This window comes from Actinophytocola sediminis (genome assembly GCF_054779715.1).
The window spans coordinates 187988-202269 of the sequence record NZ_BAAGXS010000028.1 but is presented as its reverse complement, the minus strand read 5'-3'; the positions used below and the strand labels follow the sequence as shown (position 1 = coordinate 202269).

The following is a 14282-nucleotide window of genomic DNA, read 5'->3' as shown; positions in this document are numbered from 1 at the left end:
GACCTGGCGGACTGGATGACCACCCGCGGACGCCAAGATAGGTCAACAGATCGGCTAATGTCGGCAAGACGACGGGGTCAGGCAACCACACCGCCCCCTCCCGCCCCAACGAAGCTGGCCTCTACGTCATCCGCCCACAACAACAGCGTTTCAGCCGTCAATCGCTGCGCCTTTGGAACGATGATGTTCTGCCCATCCGGGAGTGTGTCCACCCGGACCCAGAAGGCTGCCGCACGGTGCATAGTCGCCACGTCTTGATGGTGCAGCCAGGACATTTGATCATCCGGATCCACGATCACCAAAACAAAATACACGGGGAGACAGGAACGTTTCCAGCTCTGACGCCAGGCCTCATCGATTTTCCAGGTCGCCGTCGAACCACCTTTGATCCGGAACTGCCCCGTACATTTCACCTGCACTCGCGCAGGCGCGATCTCGAATTCAACCTTCCCATCGACGGCAAGAACGTCCTCGTCCGAGCTAGTCTCGTCAAAGCCGACCCCAGCTTGGCTGCATACCGCACGAACGTAGGCAACACCGAATCTCGACTTCGCCCGATTCGCATCCAACGTCGCCACGCTGCTCCGCGCATGGACCGCCCCACCCACCATGTCCCCATCGTGGTACATCCCGCGCGCATTGTGAAGCCGTCGTTAGCATGAACCCTTGGGACGGGTAGTCCATTCAGGGGAAGGCGATCAAGCAACCGGACGATCCAGATGGCGACCGCATGAAATTTCCAGCTCGGCGCTTCACACCTGGCAGCCTGCTTGCTGCACCCGTTCAACGGAGCTTCCTAACCAAGAAGTGCTCGGACCCTGTTCCGCTGTCTAACAGACCCAATCTCGGAGCCAAGCCGTTCGGCTCGCTCAGCGTGAGTGCGGGCGATGCCCAGTTCCCCGAATTTGGTTAGCGCGATTGCCAGATCTACCCGAAGGGCCGTCTCTGCACGAGTGAACGTCGGATCGAGTCGTTCGAGGGCGTTGATGAGGATCGTGGCCGCTTGCTCGTCCCCAAGCCGAGCAAGTGCGTGGCCACGCCAACGATCGAGGTGAGCGCCTTCAAGGAACAAAAACGAGAGCGTTGGATCAACCCGGTCTGATGGCAGCAGGCTTTCAGCCGTGTCGAACGCGCGTATGGCATCGTCGCGGCGTCCGGCTGCGGCGAGGCCTTCGCCATGTGCAGCCGCGAGCCACGCACGAAGTAGATCCGGGCCTTTACGCTCAACGAGCGTTCTGGCCAGGTCGAGTTGGTCGAGGGCGTGTCGAACTTCGCCGAGTTCGGTGAGTACCAGCGCCTGTTGGGCTGTGGCATGAGCGAGCAGTGCCGGTGATTCGGCGTCGCGGGCCGCTCGTTTGGCGAGTTCGTGGTGGTCCCATGCTTGTCGAATCGCGTAGCGGTCGAGTGCTTCCCAGCCGGCGAGAGCGCTGAGTTCGGCGAGCACGCGCCCCAACTCGACGCGCACGGCGGGTGTGAGGCTGTGGGAGTGGAGTTGGCGTACCTGTTCGACCTTCTGTCGTACTTCGTCGTAGGCGACGACCGCGCCCATCTGGCGGTCGAGTCGGCGCAGGGCGGAGAGTTGCTCACGGAGCAGCTCGATCACGGTGCGGTCGACGTGGCGCGCGGCGCTCAATCGCTGACGGAGTTCGGTGGTTTCCCTGTCGCTACTCACCGTGGTTGGTGACGCGAGCAGTTCCGAGATCGTCAGCCCGAAGATTCGTTCGAGTAGGTCCGCTGTTGCGGGGCGTGGGGTGCCAAGCGCGCTTCCGTCGGCCCTTCGGCCCGAGACGAGGCGGAGTAGGTGGCGGAGGCTGAGGGTGCCGGCGAGCTTGTGGCGGCGGGCGAACTCCTCGGCGTACGCGGCGAATTCTTCGAAGGTCTCCCCGCGCTCATGCTTGATCAAGTGTTCGAGCATTGTGCGGGCTGGTCGGTCCGCACCACCCTGATCCATGTTCCGCAGCTCCATCGTGTCCCCCGTGGCATTCATATGGCATACGCATGTCATTCCTGTCGATGAACTGTTGACGAAAGACTGATTTTAGTCAAGTTCGGCCGCGTGTCGCGACCGTGCGTAAGCCAGCCCGGCGACGACTTGTCCCCACCTCCGTGTGGTCGTCGCCGGGCTCCCAATGAATCGGGAGACTGTGTATGAAACACCTCAGCGTCGGCACGTGGGCGAGCATCGACGAGAGCTGCCCGATGTACTGCGCCGTTGAGGGCAGCGACCTGGTGACTGTCGTGATCGGTGACGATGGCCAGAACGTCGAGCTGCTACTCAATGCTGCGGGCATCCGAAAACTTGTCGAGGTCAGCAGCCAAGCTCTCGCCGAGATGGATGCCTGTTTCGAGCGGGAGGACACCGCCCGGATAGTGCACCCGCAGGTTCGTGCGGAGCCTGCGGCATGAGCCGCATTCCGCCGCCAGACGAACAGGCTCACTGGGACTACGTCCTGATGAGTGTGGCGGCCAGCGTCAACACGCTTCTTGGTCGGTACGTGCTGAACCTTCTGGACGCCGACGCCAAACGAACGCCTGCACTCCCACCGGCGGACGAGCGCGCCTTGGCTGATCGAGTCAGTGACCTGGCAGACCGACTGCGGGAGCGGGCCGCGCGACGTGAACAGGGCCGCGACGCGGTGATCAACGGTGTCACCACGGCTCGGCATCTGGGAGTGGCCACGAACGGAACCGAGGGAGAACAGCCAGTATGAAGACCGATCTGCCCGACAGGTCTGTCTGGCTGATGATCCCCGAAAACTGCCGTGTGTCCGGTGGATTCACCAACAACCGTGACATCCGTGTCGTGTTCGGCGACCCGGCTGACGAGACAACGGTGGTGTTCGAGCGCTTCGCGCTGGAACGGTTCGCACGGCTGGCTCACGAGTTGCTGGCGGTACCGGCCTACGACGAGGACCCGGCGCACCTCCCGGTGATCGTGTCACCACAGGCGCCCGAGAATCCGGGCGTTCCTAACCTGGCAGCAGGCAGGGACAGCACCTTCATCCACGAACTACGCAACGTCAGCGGGCTGCTGAACTCCTACAGACGATGGGTGCTCGACCCCGCTCCCCCGAACGTCGTGTCCTTCCCGTTCGCAGATCAGATGCTGCTGTCCGTTCGACTGGCGGCCCTCGGCCACGCGGTTCGTGAGCTGGCCTACAGCCGGACGAAGGACTGAGCCATGCCGATGATCAATCGGAAGCTGATCCGCGCCTGGCTGGAGGAACACAACTGGCCGATTCGTCGGCTGGTAGAGGAGTGCAACGCGCTGGGCGAGGACACGATCTCGGAAGGGTCGATGCGCAACGCGGTGAACGGGATCGACCCAATGCGGCCTGGTCGCATCCGGCTTGTCTGCCGGGTCACGCAGAAGTACGGCGACGGCCTCCAGTACGAGGACCTTGTTCGTGATCGCCAACGGGCGGTGTGACGGCATCGCCGGCACCTTCTTTCTCACCTCTGTGAGGCCCGTTCGTGACGGCTGTGACGGCATTTCGTGCTGCCGTCACAGCCGTCACAGCTCTCGTTTCCGCAGGTAGACGCCCATTTGATGCCGTCACATGTAGTGTGACGGCATGTCGACATCGTCGTCGGGTTGTGACGGCTGGTCGCCGGCCTCCACTGCGGCGCGGATGTCGGCCAGTCGGTAGCCGCGTACCTGTCGGACGGTGCCGTCCTCACTGACCACGCGTTGCCGGCTGGACTGGCACCCGAGATCACTCATCGCCCGGCCGAGCGCGTTCGGCTCGACGTCGAGTGCCTCGACCAGTTCGGTGGTCGGCACGAACTCGCGGCCGTCCGTGCTGTCGAGGTCTGGATCGAGGTACTCAGCGACGGACGACAGCGGCTCCGGTAGGTCTCGACGAACCCGCGACGGGTGCTCGTGACCGACTCCGATGGCGGCCACGGAGGCCGGAGTCAGTTCGGGCGGCGCGGTCTGTCCGGCGGCGTGTCCGGTGAGGGTGCTGGCTGCCTCGCGTAGCGCCCGGCCGCGTTGGCAGAGTTCGTGCCAGTCCTCGTTGGGCATGTAGTAGGTCCGCACGGTCAGCGCGAGCACATCGGCCCCGGCCTGGGTCTCTCCGTCCGGCCGCAGGATGCCGACGCCCTTGTGAGAGGCGAGTAGGCGGCTGCTGTCGTAGCCACGGGTGTTCATCTGCTCGCCGAGCACGATGTTGGAGTCACGCCAGTCCATCACCCGCAGCGCGAACCGTGAGCCGAGCACCGCCCGGAGTCCACTGGGGATGGTCTTGGAGTCCGGCCGCTGTGTCGCGAGTACCAACACGATGCCCGCCGCCGGTCCCTTCTTCGCCAGCCATGTCAGCAGCTCACCCACGTACTCGCCGGCCGTGATTCGCTTGCCCTCCACTGTGTACGGCGTGCGGTCCTCCAACGGCACCTGGACTTCGTCGAGGAACACGGCCGTGATCGGCATGTTCAACGCCAGATCGCGGGACATGTCCGGGGTGATCTTCGATTCCGGGCACACCAGGTCGTCCAACTCGCGCATGCGCCGGTAGCGGCCCTGGACCTCCCCGACCAGCTCGACCAGCCACCCGACGAGCGCCAGTACGTGCGCTGACTCGTCGCCGGACATGAACCGGTGCGCGACCTGGGCGGCGGCGTCCCAGTCCTTGCCGGCCTTGAAGTCCGCCACGTACAGCCGCGTGTGCGGGTCCAGGATCAGCCCGGCTGCGGCCAACCTCGCGGCGAACGTCTTGCCCTGACGTGGAATCGCTCCGACGAGCAGCGACGTCCACACCAACGGCAGATCGATCCGCCGGTCCCGCGCGTCCCGGCCGAACGGCACCGGCCGCCACGCGTCCCACCGCTGCACCGCCAGCAGCGGCGTCCGAAGTGGAGGCGTCGCGTACGGGTCCGAGTCGGCCACCCACATCGACACCCGACCGGCGTGGCCGCCGTTACCGCGCACCCGCTCGACGATCAGTTGCACCTCGTCGACCGCCAGAGCGGACGCCAACGCTTCCCGATGCTTGATCACGTCCGCCGCCTTGCGCGTCGCCGGCAGATCGATCGTGACCGCCCACCCGTCGCCGACCCGCCGCGCCCGCTCGACCAGCCGCAGCGTCTCGTCCTTCCCGATCAGCTTCGCGTCGCGGAACGCGTCCACCAGGACTTGCGGGTCCATCGTCCACGTCAGCGTGCGCGGACCGGCGAGCACGGCCTTACGCCCCGGCGCACCGTCCTTGCGTCGGCCGAGCACCGCCAGCCCGACCGACGCCACACCGAGCGCGACCCACAACGGCCGGCCGCCGTAGACCAAGTGCACCAACGCCACACCGAGCACCGCGACCATCGACGCGGCGGCCGTGACCTTCCACCGGAACAGCGTCAGCGCACGGATCTCGGTGAACTTGTCCGCGAGCTTCTCCGACGACTCGGCGGCCTCGCGGTAGTCCCGCACGGTCACCCACCGCCGCCACCACCGTGCCGCCGTGACGAGTCCACGCACGACAGCGCGCAGGAACCGCCACGGCGACCGCAGCACCGACACCGCGCCGTCCTTCGCTGCCTGCCGCGCCTCGCCACGATCCTTCAACCACACCGGCACACGCGAGGACCGCAGCCACCAGGACGCGAACCGACCAAGCCGCGGTTGGACATAGACCGGCCGCGACTCGTCGACCAACTCCGCGTCATAGACCGGTTCGGCGTTCACGAGTTCACCGTTCATGGCCGGTCTCCCAGTTCGGCGACCAGCGCGGCGGCCACGCGGGGAGACAACCCGCGCGAGCAGCTCGTGACCTCACGCACCCACGCGGGCGTGACCTCCACACCAGGCGACCACGCTTGACGCGCCTCGGCCAGGTAGTCCGCGAGGGACTTGCGGCGTGCGGTTCGTGAACGTTCATGAACGGGCGGCGCGATCCGGTGAACGGCCTCGGTGAGCTTGTCGCGCAGGTCCGTCACCGCCTCGGCGGCCACGAACACCACCAGCGGCGGCACCGAGTGCAACACGATGCCCGCGAGCGAACCGGCCGCGTAGGACGCCCACGTGTTCATCAGGTACGTGGCCGCCAGCGTGAACCACTTCGCCCGCCGCACCCACGGTCCCGTTCGGACCTGGTACCGCGCTGTGACCTGCTCCGCCCGCAGGATCGCGAGCAGCACGACCGACACCGTGGGATCGAGCAGCCACGCCGCCAGCCAGGGCAACGACCAGGCTGGCGAACCGGCTGCCGCAAACGTTTGCACGTTGGTCATGGTGAACGCCAACCCGAGCAGGATCCCCGCCCAGCACAACCGGTCCACCTGCGACCGGACACGTTCGACCTGGAGCGCGATCACGTCCGGATGCGTCTGGTACGCGCGCACTTCGGCGGCCTCGGCCGCGTCCCGCGCGAGCTTCTGCCCACGAGTCAGCGGCACGGGTGGCCGCCGATCGGCGGCCACCCCACTCCTCTCCTCGCTCATCGCCGACCCTTCCGACGCGGACTGTCCACAGTGGTCACCGTGAGCGCCCGAGTCAGCGCGTAGGACGAGAACAACGCCGGAAACCCGAGCACCGCGAGCAACAGCCACGGGTTACCGGGATGCGTCACGACCACCCACTGAGCACCGACGATCAGCACCGCCGTGAACAGCACCCGCCCGGCCAGCGACAACAACCGCGCCCCTGATCGAGCGGCGTCAGCCGCCGCCCGCGCCCGGCGCGAACTCGCCCGCCAGACCCACAGGACGACGAGCAGCACACCCACCACGGCGAGCACCTGAACCGGGGTCACGCTGAACTCAGCCATCACTGCTCACCTCCGTCCTCGGTGTCCAGCGGTTCGGCCCGCTCGCCACGCTGCCGCCAGTGCGGGTACAGGGCACGCCGGTCCTGCTCGTTGAGCGCGCCCCACACCCCGACCGTCCGCTCACCGGCCATGCGCAACTCCAGTTCCAGGCACTCGTCCTGCACCGGACACCGCGCACACATCCGCGCGACCAACTCCCGATCAACGCACTCAGGCCCGGTCAGCTCCGGCGGGTCGCCGTAGGTGAACTCCCACACGCACTCGCCGTCCCGCACCACCAAGCCACCCAGCACGTCACGCGGCACCCACCGCAACCGGTCCAACCGCCACGCGATCCCAACCAGCCGGTAGTGATCATCAGAGGTCACCACGACAGACCTCCCCGAACCTCGGCCAACTCCCGCGTAGTGCGGTGCTCAGCCGTCAACCCCGCGACATCCACGCAGGTCCCGGACTCGACCGCCTCCCGCGCGAACCGCTCAACCGCCTCGGCCGGCACCACGAACCGGCTCCTGATCCGCACCGCCGGAAACGCACCCTCGTGAATCGCGCGGTACAGCGTGTTCTTGTTGCAGCGGAGAATCTCCGCCGCTTCTCGGACTGTGTAGAACGCCGGCCGCCCGGCGTTCGGCAGAGCTGTGCTCATGAATGATTCCTTCGGAAATGGTGAAGAAAGATTGATGAAATGCCGATATCGGCACTAATGCGGACACGAAAGGTCCATCCGCCCGGCCAGATCCCTACGAGATGGCCCGCGGAAACGCGCGCTGCCACTAATCTCGGGCGAGAGGCGGAGCGCGGAGGAATACGTGTCGGAGGATTGGTCGGCGGTCGCGAAGGCGATCAACGAGCGCATGACCGAGCTCGGCCTGAACCAGCGCGACCTGGCCGGACGATCGCGCGTAGCGCTGTCGATCGTGCGCGAGATCCTGCACAACACCGTGCAGCGCCGCCGCAGCGGCCGGACCCTCGAAGCGCTCTCGGTCAGCCTCGGCTGGCACCCGCGCCACCTGGCCGCCGTGCTGCTCGGCCACACGCCACCAGCACCGGACGACCCCATCGACTACGCCGCAGACACCGTGCCCGCCCGGCTGGCCGCCATAGAGGACCAGCTCGCCGCGATCACCAAACGCCTCGACGAGCTGAACGCCAACCTGACGACGGTCCTCGACCGCCAGCGGCCCCGCGACGAGCGATAGCCGCCGCCTGGCCGGGTTCTTCGAGTTCGCGTTCATGTCTCCAAGAAACGGCATGAGCGCATGCGTTTATAGCTGGCCGCGGTTAACCTGATCCTGTTAACTGGAATTAACCAAGCAGGTCAGGGGCGCTATCTCTCCGGGGGAAGATGAAGGCGGCAACCAAGCTCCAGCAGGTGCGGAACACGCTCGGCTACTCGGCAAACGCCGTCATCGGCATGCTGACCCAGCGTGCCGAGAGGCTCAATTTCGCGATCATGTCGCCCACGAGTCTCAAGACCAAGCTGTCCCGTTGGGAGAACGGTCACGAGCAGGTCGGCCTACCCGAATACCGGCGACTGTTCCGAGAGATATACGGCCGCACCAACGAGGAACTCGGCTTCCCACCCGACGCCAGCGACGAGGACGAAGCCAGCGAGTTGCTCGCCCAACTCCGGATCGCACGCACCGTCGACGCCGGCACGGTCGAGCTGTTCCGCCAGCAGGTCGAGCAGGCCAGGCACGTGGACCGCCAGTTCGGCGGCGTGACCGTGCTCGACCAAGTCCGCAGCACCATGCGCCAGATCGAGAACCTGCTCGGCTACAGCACCATGCGCGGCCAACGCGAGCCACTCGCCGTGGTCCTCACCGAAGCGTCGGCACTGGCTGGCTGGGAGGCCCTCGACCGCAACGCCATCCGCCAGGCATGGGACCACCACGAACGCGCCAAGTCCGCCGCCCGTGAAGCCGAGTCACCCTTACTGCTCGCCCACGCGACAGCCCAACAAGCGTTCATCCTCATCGACCTGGGCCAGGTCGACCAAGCAGTCGAGCAACTCGCCCAGGCCCGCACCGTCACCCGCGACACGGCACCCGCCCTACTCAGCTCCTGGCTGGCCGCAGCCCACGGCGAGGGCCTCGCAGCCGCCGGCCACCGAGACGACGCGCTACGAGCGTTCGACGCCGCCGCCGGTCAACTACCGAACGACCCCGTCGACCCGTCGCTACCGTTCCTCTTCCTCGCCGGCGCACACCTCGACCGCTGGCGCGGCCACGCCCTCAGCCGCCTCGGCGAACCCGACGCCATCGACCAGATCAGCGACGCCCTCCCCCGACTACCCACCGAGTTCACCCGCGCCCGAACCGGCATGCTCGTCGACCTCGCCTACGCCCACGCCGCAGCCGGCGACCGAGACGCCGCCCTCGCCCACGCCCGACAGGCCAAACGCCTCGCCACCCAGATCAAGTCCGACCGCCAACTACGCCGGCTCGATCGGCTCATCCTCCCCACCAACACCCGCACCGCGTGACGCCACATAGAACAACAACGGCACCAACGCCCCCGCACCAAGCAACTCCCGACGCTTCGCCAACTCCAACACGCGACCCAACGGCACCCACTCCAGCCGACCAACCTCCTCCGTGTCCGTCGGCTCCCCCACCTTCTCCGCATCCCGCCACAAGTACACATCCGTGCCGGCCGTCACCTGACCCGGCAACGGCTCAAAGCCGATCAGATGCTCAGGCTCCCCTACCGGCCGATAGCCGGTCTCCTCTTCGACCTCGCGGCGAGCCGTATCGGCCGGCTCCTCGCCGTCCTCAACGAGACCACCAAGCAACTCGTAACCCCACTGATCCGTTGGAAACCGATATCGCCACAGCATCAGCACTCGATCACGCTCATCCACGATCAGCCCAATGGCGATTCGCGCCAGGTGAACCACGTGGTACTCCCACCGCTCACCATTCGGCGCTTGTACGTCCGCAAGCCCGAGCTTCACCCACCTGTTGTCGTAGATCAGCCGCTCACCGTAGGTCTTCCAAGCTCCTTGCGCCTCAGTCACACCGTGCAGCGTACGACCTGATCACCATCGTATGCCCAGGCCTCCGCGCCGTTTGGCGTAATCTGTGCGCATCGCTTCCAGACTCATCGGAGTGTAGATGGACTCGTTCGACCTTAGCCGACTTACCGACTTCGACTTTGAGATCGTCTGCAAAGACCTGTTCTCGAGCATCCTGGGCAAGAACCTTGAACTGTTCTCACCTGGACGAGACCATGGCGTAGATCTGCGCTACCTTTCACCCGGATCAGAACACGTGGTAATTCAGTGCAAACATTGGTCACGCTCTGGGCGCGCTGCGCTTCTACGACACATGCGAAACATAGAACTATCGAAGATTCGTCGATCGAAGCCAACACGGTACATTCTTGCAACAACTGTCGAAATGACAAAGGAAACAAAGGATGAACTGTTCAATCTTTTGTCACCATTTACCATTTCTCCGAGTGACATCTATAGCGTTACGGATATCGTTGCCAAACTGAATGAACATCCCGATGTGGTCCGACGCCATCTCCGACTCTGGCTTAGCAACACAACAGTGCTTCAAACAATTCTCAATAAAGCCACCCTACTTCGCTCAACATTCTTGTCTAGCGAACTGGATGAGACACTCAAAATATATGCCCCGAATAACAGTTACAGACGCGCCACTAAGATTTTGAAAGAAAGCAAAGTATGCATCATCGCCGGAATTCCAGGGATTGGCAAGACTACATTAGCGCAGGTGCTGGCAGCTAGTTATGTGAAAAATGGCTACGAGCTAATCGAGATTTCTGAAGACGCCGAAGAGATTGCCAGAAGCTGGGATGAAGCCGTTCCGCAGTTCTACTACTACGATGACTTCCTGGGTCAGACAACTCTAGGTGATAAACTTCGAAAGAACGAAGACAGTCGACTCATGATGTTCATTCGCAAGATCAACAGATCCACTAACAAGCGTCTTGTTCTTACAACGCGCGAATATATTCTCGCCCAAGCAAGACATCAATATGCGCGATTGTCAAGCCCTAATTTTAATGTCGCGACCTGCATTCTAGACCTGGCAGACTACACGCGAGTCACGAGAGCCGAAATCCTCTACAACCATATTTATCACTCCTCGATCCCCGGACACGTAAAAGCGAGGTTCGCGAATCCTGACATCTATCGCCAGATCATCGATCACAAGAACTTCAGTCCTCGCCTAATCGTTCACAGCCTGGGAATTCATGGTCCGACTTCCACTGCCGACACAAAGGACGTTATCCAGAATATTAGGAACAACCTGGCCGACCCGCGGAACATTTGGGAACACATTGTCGATCACGAACTAAGCGATGCAGACGTTCACCTGCTTTATGTAGCATTCACCTTCCCACCTAGAGCTTCATTGCGTCGCCTCGAAGAGGCCTGGTCTAGATATCGACTTCTACTTGAAGACTCGGACAGTCCGCGCATATTCCGAAGGAGCATAGACACACTTGAGAGCACGATAATCAAAACTGAACAGAGTTATAATACTTTACAAGTTTCGTTTCACAACCCTTCTGTACAAGATTTCTTAAGTGAGCATATCCCACGCCAACGTGGCGTAGTTCATCAGCTGATTAGATCGATGAGATACTTCGAACAGTTGGAACACCTCTGGACATTGGCATCAGGCAAAATACACACGAGACATCTTCCACACCCGAGAGACGAAGCACTGATGACCGAAATTGTCCGATCCTCCAACTTCATTGAGCAGTTCATTCTGCAAAAATTAGCTGGAGCCTGGACCGAGAATGGCGAGGACGAGGACTTGGATCAAGATTGGATCCGATGCCGAACAACGAGTCTCAAAATCGCCGACCGATTGGGGCTAGATAATGTAATGGAGAAAGTGTTTGAGGATCTGAAGAGCGACTGGTCTGAGGAGATCTACGATGGCGATGACTTAGTTTTGCTCGTTAATACAGCAGCGGCAATTGATCGAAGAGTGGCGATAGAAAACCGCAGCTCGCTAGTAAAAAAGGCTATTTCCTGGATCACACAAGATACATCAGATTGGGATGACCTACGCGTAGCGGAACAGCATCTCCGAGATCTGGCGGACCTAGCACCCGAGGCGGCCCTAAGCTCCATACAAAACGAGATGTTTACAAGTGTGCAGGATTATCTAGTAACATGGCGCGATAACGAGTCGATCTCAGCAGACTGGCATAACCTAGACGACATGCTTGACTACGCCTCTGAATACAGAGAACCTCATTCAACGTTTCCGGGTTACGATGCAGCACTCGAAGCCTTGTTACAACACCGCAACGCGACGGAGGCGGAAAAACCGGCGAATGATGATGGCGCAGGCAGCGCAGACGCTGACGAAGCGATCATCGTTGATGACATCATGCGCCTTCTCAAGGAGGACTGAACGCCTCTACTTAGCTCTCTTGGGTAGACGAGCCCCGAGGATCTCAGCCGCCTTGCGATCAGAGGCTGCTACCCACGCAGCGTACACGCGAAGAGTTGTAGCGCCTCCGCCACCGTGTCCAAGGCGGCCAGCGACTGTACGGAGGTCAACGCCCGCTGTAAGCAGCTCTGTTGCCGAGTAGTGACGGAGTGCATGAATGTGGGTCTTGACGCCGGCCTTGTTCGCCATCGTCTTGTAGCGGGCTGAGATGCCGTCTGGCGAGGCTGGCTTACAAGGGTTAGCGTTGTGCACGCCTGTGAAGACATATACCTCCTCCGCTTCGAACTCGATACCCAGCGCAGCACAGCGCGCCTGTATGCAGGTCTTCTGCTTTGCCAGCAGGACAACCGTCTCTGTGTCGAGGGCTATCCGCCTCATCTGGTGGGTCTTCGTCGCCTTGAGCTTCTCTATTCCGTTGCGCTTGATGAAATTCTGCCGCACCTCGATCATGCCTTCGTCGAGGTCTACATTGCTCCACCGCAGTGCCGCTACCTCGCCCCTCCGCATACCCGTGGTCATTATTAGCCACACGAGGGTGCCCCACTCCAGGTCTTTGTCGAAGGCAGCGTCGATCAGTTTCGCCGCTTCGGCTGGTGTCGGCGGCATCGGTTCAGGCGGTGTTTGGCGTGGCCGTTGAGCAACCTTTGCTGGGTTGCTGGTCACCCACTCCCACCGGACGGCCGCCGACATCGCTCCACTGATCACTGAGTGGATCTGCCGGACCGTTGACACAGCAAGTGGGTTGCATTCGTGCTCAGCGCACTTCTCTGCCTTGCAGCTGTGGTCATCCATGACCTTGTGCTCGACGTACGGCTTGCCGTCGCAGCGAACACGGCAACGGCGTAGCTCTGCGTAGAAGGTCTCCAGGTCACGGGCGCTTAGTTTTCGCGCCGGGATGGCACCGAGGACCGGGCGGATGTTGCGGTTCAGGTAGCCGCGATACATCTCGCGTGTGCTGTCTTCCAGCTCAGCGACCCGTAGCCACTCGTCGATGACCTTGCCCAGCGGGATGCTGCTCTCGGTCGACCGCTGCTGATCGACCCGGGAGAGCAGGCGGGTCATGACCTTGTCAGCTCGCTTGCGGGCTGCCCTGTCGTTGCCCTTGACGGTCTCGCGCAGATAGGCGCGTCTCCCGGTCACCGGGTCCAGCCCGGCGTACACAACCACGCGCAGGTTGGCGCCGCGTTCTTCGATCCGGCCGCGTCGCCGGTCCTCACCAGCAGATACAGGCATAGCCTTGAGTGTACTTCGCACCCAAGGCCGCACCCATAGATCAAGTTCCGTTGCCGGATTCGATCTTCAGTCTTCTGTTTTGGCTGGTCAGACCAGCTGGTGGCGGGTGAAGGGTTCGAACCTTCGTAGCTTGCGCGACAGATTTACAGTCTGCTCCCTTTGACCGCTCGGGCAACCCGCCGGGAGTGACCGGCCAAGGGCCGCTCGGTGCGAAACCATACCCAACGCCTTCGGGCGAAGGTCAACCGGTACTCCCCTGCCCACGACCTGCCCACGTCGCACCGGCGGTAGCATCCCGGGCGGGAGACATGGCTTCGAGGTGGAGGTGCGAGTCAGGTGGCGGACCCGTCGTTCGACGTGGTGAGCAAGGTGGATCGGCAAGAGGTCGACAACGCGCTCAACCAGGCGGCCAAGGAGCTGTCCACGCGGTTCGACTTCCGCGGGACCGGCGCATCGGTCAAGTGGGCCGGCGAGGAGGCCATCACCATCGAGGCGGAGACCGAGGAGCGCTGCCTCGCGGCGATCGACGTCTTCAAGGACAAGCTGGTCAAGCGGCAGATCTCGCTGAAGGCGTTTGACGTCGGTGATCCGGCCGCTTCCGGCAAGATCTACAAGGTCACCGGCAGCATCGTGCAGGGCATCACCTCGGAGAAGGCCAAGCAGATCGCCAAGAAGATCCGGGACGAGGCTCCCAAGGGCGTCCAGGCCCAGATCCAGGGCGACCAGCTGCGCGTCTCCGGCAAGAAGAAGGACCACCTGCAGGACGTGATCGCCCTGCTCAAGGACTCCGACTTCGGCGTCGCTCTGCAGTTCACCAACTATCGTTGAGTGGGCGCGGTTACCG

The 14282-nt window shown here is 62.9% G+C and carries 17 protein-coding genes and 1 tRNA gene; 8 read left to right on the top strand and 10 right to left on the bottom strand.

The genetic code is table 11. From position 1 onward, the window contains the following. Positions 1-77 precede the first annotated feature (77 nt). Positions 78-578, bottom strand: coding sequence for a DUF4365 domain-containing protein (locus ACYVIP_RS18690; RefSeq protein ID WP_460397905.1), 501 nt, complete (start codon positions 576-578; stop codon positions 78-80). Positions 579-796: 218 nt separating this feature from the next. Continuing rightward, positions 797-1903: a tetratricopeptide repeat protein gene (locus tag ACYVIP_RS18685; protein WP_460397903.1), complete on the bottom strand. Its 1107-nt coding sequence runs from the start codon at positions 1901-1903 to the stop codon at positions 797-799. A 245-nt stretch (positions 1904-2148) separates the two neighbouring features. Between ACYVIP_RS18685 and ACYVIP_RS18680 the strand changes: the two genes are divergently transcribed. The 4 genes from ACYVIP_RS18680 to ACYVIP_RS18665 are packed head-to-tail and all read left to right on the top strand — an operon-like array spanning position 2149 to position 3430. Continuing rightward, complete coding sequence (locus tag ACYVIP_RS18680) at positions 2149-2406, top strand: hypothetical protein (protein ID WP_460397901.1); 258 nt, start codon at positions 2149-2151, stop codon at positions 2404-2406. Then, positions 2403-2711, top strand: coding sequence for a hypothetical protein (locus ACYVIP_RS18675; RefSeq protein WP_460397899.1), 309 nt, complete (start codon positions 2403-2405; stop codon positions 2709-2711). Before ACYVIP_RS18680 ends, ACYVIP_RS18675 begins: the two co-directional genes overlap by 4 nt. Then, the gene (locus tag ACYVIP_RS18670; protein WP_460397896.1) at positions 2708-3178 is read left to right on the top strand and encodes a hypothetical protein; all 471 of its coding nucleotides are present in this window, start codon (positions 2708-2710) and stop codon (positions 3176-3178) included. Before ACYVIP_RS18675 ends, ACYVIP_RS18670 begins: the two co-directional genes overlap by 4 nt. Positions 3179-3181: 3 nt before the next feature. After that, positions 3182-3430 carry a hypothetical protein gene (locus tag ACYVIP_RS18665; protein WP_460397894.1) on the top strand — a complete coding sequence of 83 codons (249 nt, stop codon included), beginning with the start codon at positions 3182-3184 and terminating at the stop codon, positions 3428-3430. Between the two features lie 126 nt (positions 3431-3556). Here ACYVIP_RS18665 and ACYVIP_RS18660 read toward each other — a convergent pair whose 3' ends face one another. The 5 genes from ACYVIP_RS18660 to ACYVIP_RS18640 are packed head-to-tail and all read right to left on the bottom strand — an operon-like array spanning position 3557 to position 7404. Continuing rightward, a complete protein-coding gene (locus tag ACYVIP_RS18660) occupies positions 3557-5692 on the bottom strand; it encodes a cell division protein FtsK (RefSeq protein ID WP_460397892.1) in 2136 nt (711 codons plus the stop codon). Next, on the bottom strand, positions 5689-6432 hold the full coding sequence (locus ACYVIP_RS18655; RefSeq protein WP_460397890.1) for a hypothetical protein: 744 nt from the start codon (positions 6430-6432) through the stop codon (positions 5689-5691). Before ACYVIP_RS18655 ends, ACYVIP_RS18660 begins: the two co-directional genes overlap by 4 nt. Beyond that, positions 6429-6758, bottom strand: a complete 330-nt coding sequence (locus ACYVIP_RS18650) for a hypothetical protein (RefSeq protein ID WP_460397888.1) — start codon at positions 6756-6758, stop codon at positions 6429-6431. The genes ACYVIP_RS18655 and ACYVIP_RS18650 overlap by 4 nt, the downstream gene beginning before the upstream one ends. Further along, positions 6758-7126: a WhiB family transcriptional regulator gene (locus ACYVIP_RS18645; RefSeq protein WP_460397886.1), complete on the bottom strand. Its 369-nt coding sequence runs from the start codon at positions 7124-7126 to the stop codon at positions 6758-6760. Before ACYVIP_RS18645 ends, ACYVIP_RS18650 begins: the two co-directional genes overlap by 1 nt. After that, the gene (locus ACYVIP_RS18640; protein WP_460397884.1) at positions 7123-7404 is read right to left on the bottom strand and encodes a helix-turn-helix domain-containing protein; all 282 of its coding nucleotides are present in this window, start codon (positions 7402-7404) and stop codon (positions 7123-7125) included. Before ACYVIP_RS18640 ends, ACYVIP_RS18645 begins: the two co-directional genes overlap by 4 nt. 163 nt (positions 7405-7567) lie before the next feature. Between ACYVIP_RS18640 and ACYVIP_RS18635 the strand changes: the two genes are divergently transcribed. Next, positions 7568-7957: an XRE family transcriptional regulator gene (locus ACYVIP_RS18635; protein ID WP_460397882.1), complete on the top strand. Its 390-nt coding sequence runs from the start codon at positions 7568-7570 to the stop codon at positions 7955-7957. Positions 7958-8103: 146 nt separating this feature from the next. Then, positions 8104-9243, top strand: coding sequence for a tetratricopeptide repeat protein (locus tag ACYVIP_RS18630; protein WP_460397880.1), 1140 nt, complete (start codon positions 8104-8106; stop codon positions 9241-9243). On the opposite strand, the gene ACYVIP_RS18625 is transcribed toward ACYVIP_RS18630, so the two are convergent. Continuing rightward, positions 9193-9777, bottom strand: a complete 585-nt coding sequence (locus tag ACYVIP_RS18625) for an NUDIX hydrolase (RefSeq protein ID WP_460397878.1) — start codon at positions 9775-9777, stop codon at positions 9193-9195. The two genes, ACYVIP_RS18630 and ACYVIP_RS18625, sit on opposite strands and share 51 nt — an antisense overlap. 97 nt (positions 9778-9874) lie before the next feature. Between ACYVIP_RS18625 and ACYVIP_RS18620 the strand changes: the two genes are divergently transcribed. Continuing rightward, complete coding sequence (locus ACYVIP_RS18620) at positions 9875-12166, top strand: nSTAND3 domain-containing NTPase (protein ID WP_460397876.1); 2292 nt, start codon at positions 9875-9877, stop codon at positions 12164-12166. A gap of 6 nt (positions 12167-12172) precedes the next feature. Here ACYVIP_RS18620 and ACYVIP_RS18615 read toward each other — a convergent pair whose 3' ends face one another. Then, a complete protein-coding gene (locus ACYVIP_RS18615) occupies positions 12173-13438 on the bottom strand; it encodes a tyrosine-type recombinase/integrase (protein ID WP_460397874.1) in 1266 nt (421 codons plus the stop codon). A 97-nt stretch (positions 13439-13535) separates the two neighbouring features. Continuing rightward, positions 13536-13619, bottom strand: a tRNA-Tyr gene (locus tag ACYVIP_RS18610). A gap of 155 nt (positions 13620-13774) precedes the next feature. On the opposite strand from ACYVIP_RS18610, the gene ACYVIP_RS18605 reads away from it, so the two are divergent. After that, entirely contained in the window at positions 13775-14266 is a 492-nt protein-coding gene (locus ACYVIP_RS18605) for a YajQ family cyclic di-GMP-binding protein (protein WP_460397872.1), read from the top strand. Positions 14267-14282 lie beyond the last annotated feature (16 nt).

Excerpts from the sequence above, each read along its gene's own strand:
- ACYVIP_RS18665 (WP_460397894.1), top strand. The coding sequence starts at position 3,182 with ATGCCGATGATCAATCGGAAGCTGATCCGCGCCTGGCTGGAGGAACAC.
- ACYVIP_RS18675 (WP_460397899.1), top strand. The coding sequence starts at position 2,403 with ATGAGCCGCATTCCGCCGCCAGACGAACAGGCTCACTGGGACTACGTC.
- ACYVIP_RS18640 (WP_460397884.1), bottom strand. The coding sequence starts at position 7,404 with ATGAGCACAGCTCTGCCGAACGCCGGGCGGCCGGCGTTCTACACAGTC.
- ACYVIP_RS18630 (WP_460397880.1), top strand. The coding sequence starts at position 8,104 with ATGAAGGCGGCAACCAAGCTCCAGCAGGTGCGGAACACGCTCGGCTAC.
- ACYVIP_RS18660 (WP_460397892.1), bottom strand. The coding sequence starts at position 5,692 with ATGAACGGTGAACTCGTGAACGCCGAACCGGTCTATGACGCGGAGTTG.
- ACYVIP_RS18615 (WP_460397874.1), bottom strand. The coding sequence starts at position 13,438 with ATGCCTGTATCTGCTGGTGAGGACCGGCGACGCGGCCGGATCGAAGAA.
- ACYVIP_RS18620 (WP_460397876.1), top strand. The coding sequence starts at position 9,875 with ATGGACTCGTTCGACCTTAGCCGACTTACCGACTTCGACTTTGAGATC.
- ACYVIP_RS18655 (WP_460397890.1), bottom strand. The coding sequence starts at position 6,432 with ATGAGCGAGGAGAGGAGTGGGGTGGCCGCCGATCGGCGGCCACCCGTG.
- ACYVIP_RS18680 (WP_460397901.1), top strand. The coding sequence starts at position 2,149 with ATGAAACACCTCAGCGTCGGCACGTGGGCGAGCATCGACGAGAGCTGC.
- ACYVIP_RS18670 (WP_460397896.1), top strand. The coding sequence starts at position 2,708 with ATGAAGACCGATCTGCCCGACAGGTCTGTCTGGCTGATGATCCCCGAA.
- ACYVIP_RS18650 (WP_460397888.1), bottom strand. The coding sequence starts at position 6,758 with ATGGCTGAGTTCAGCGTGACCCCGGTTCAGGTGCTCGCCGTGGTGGGT.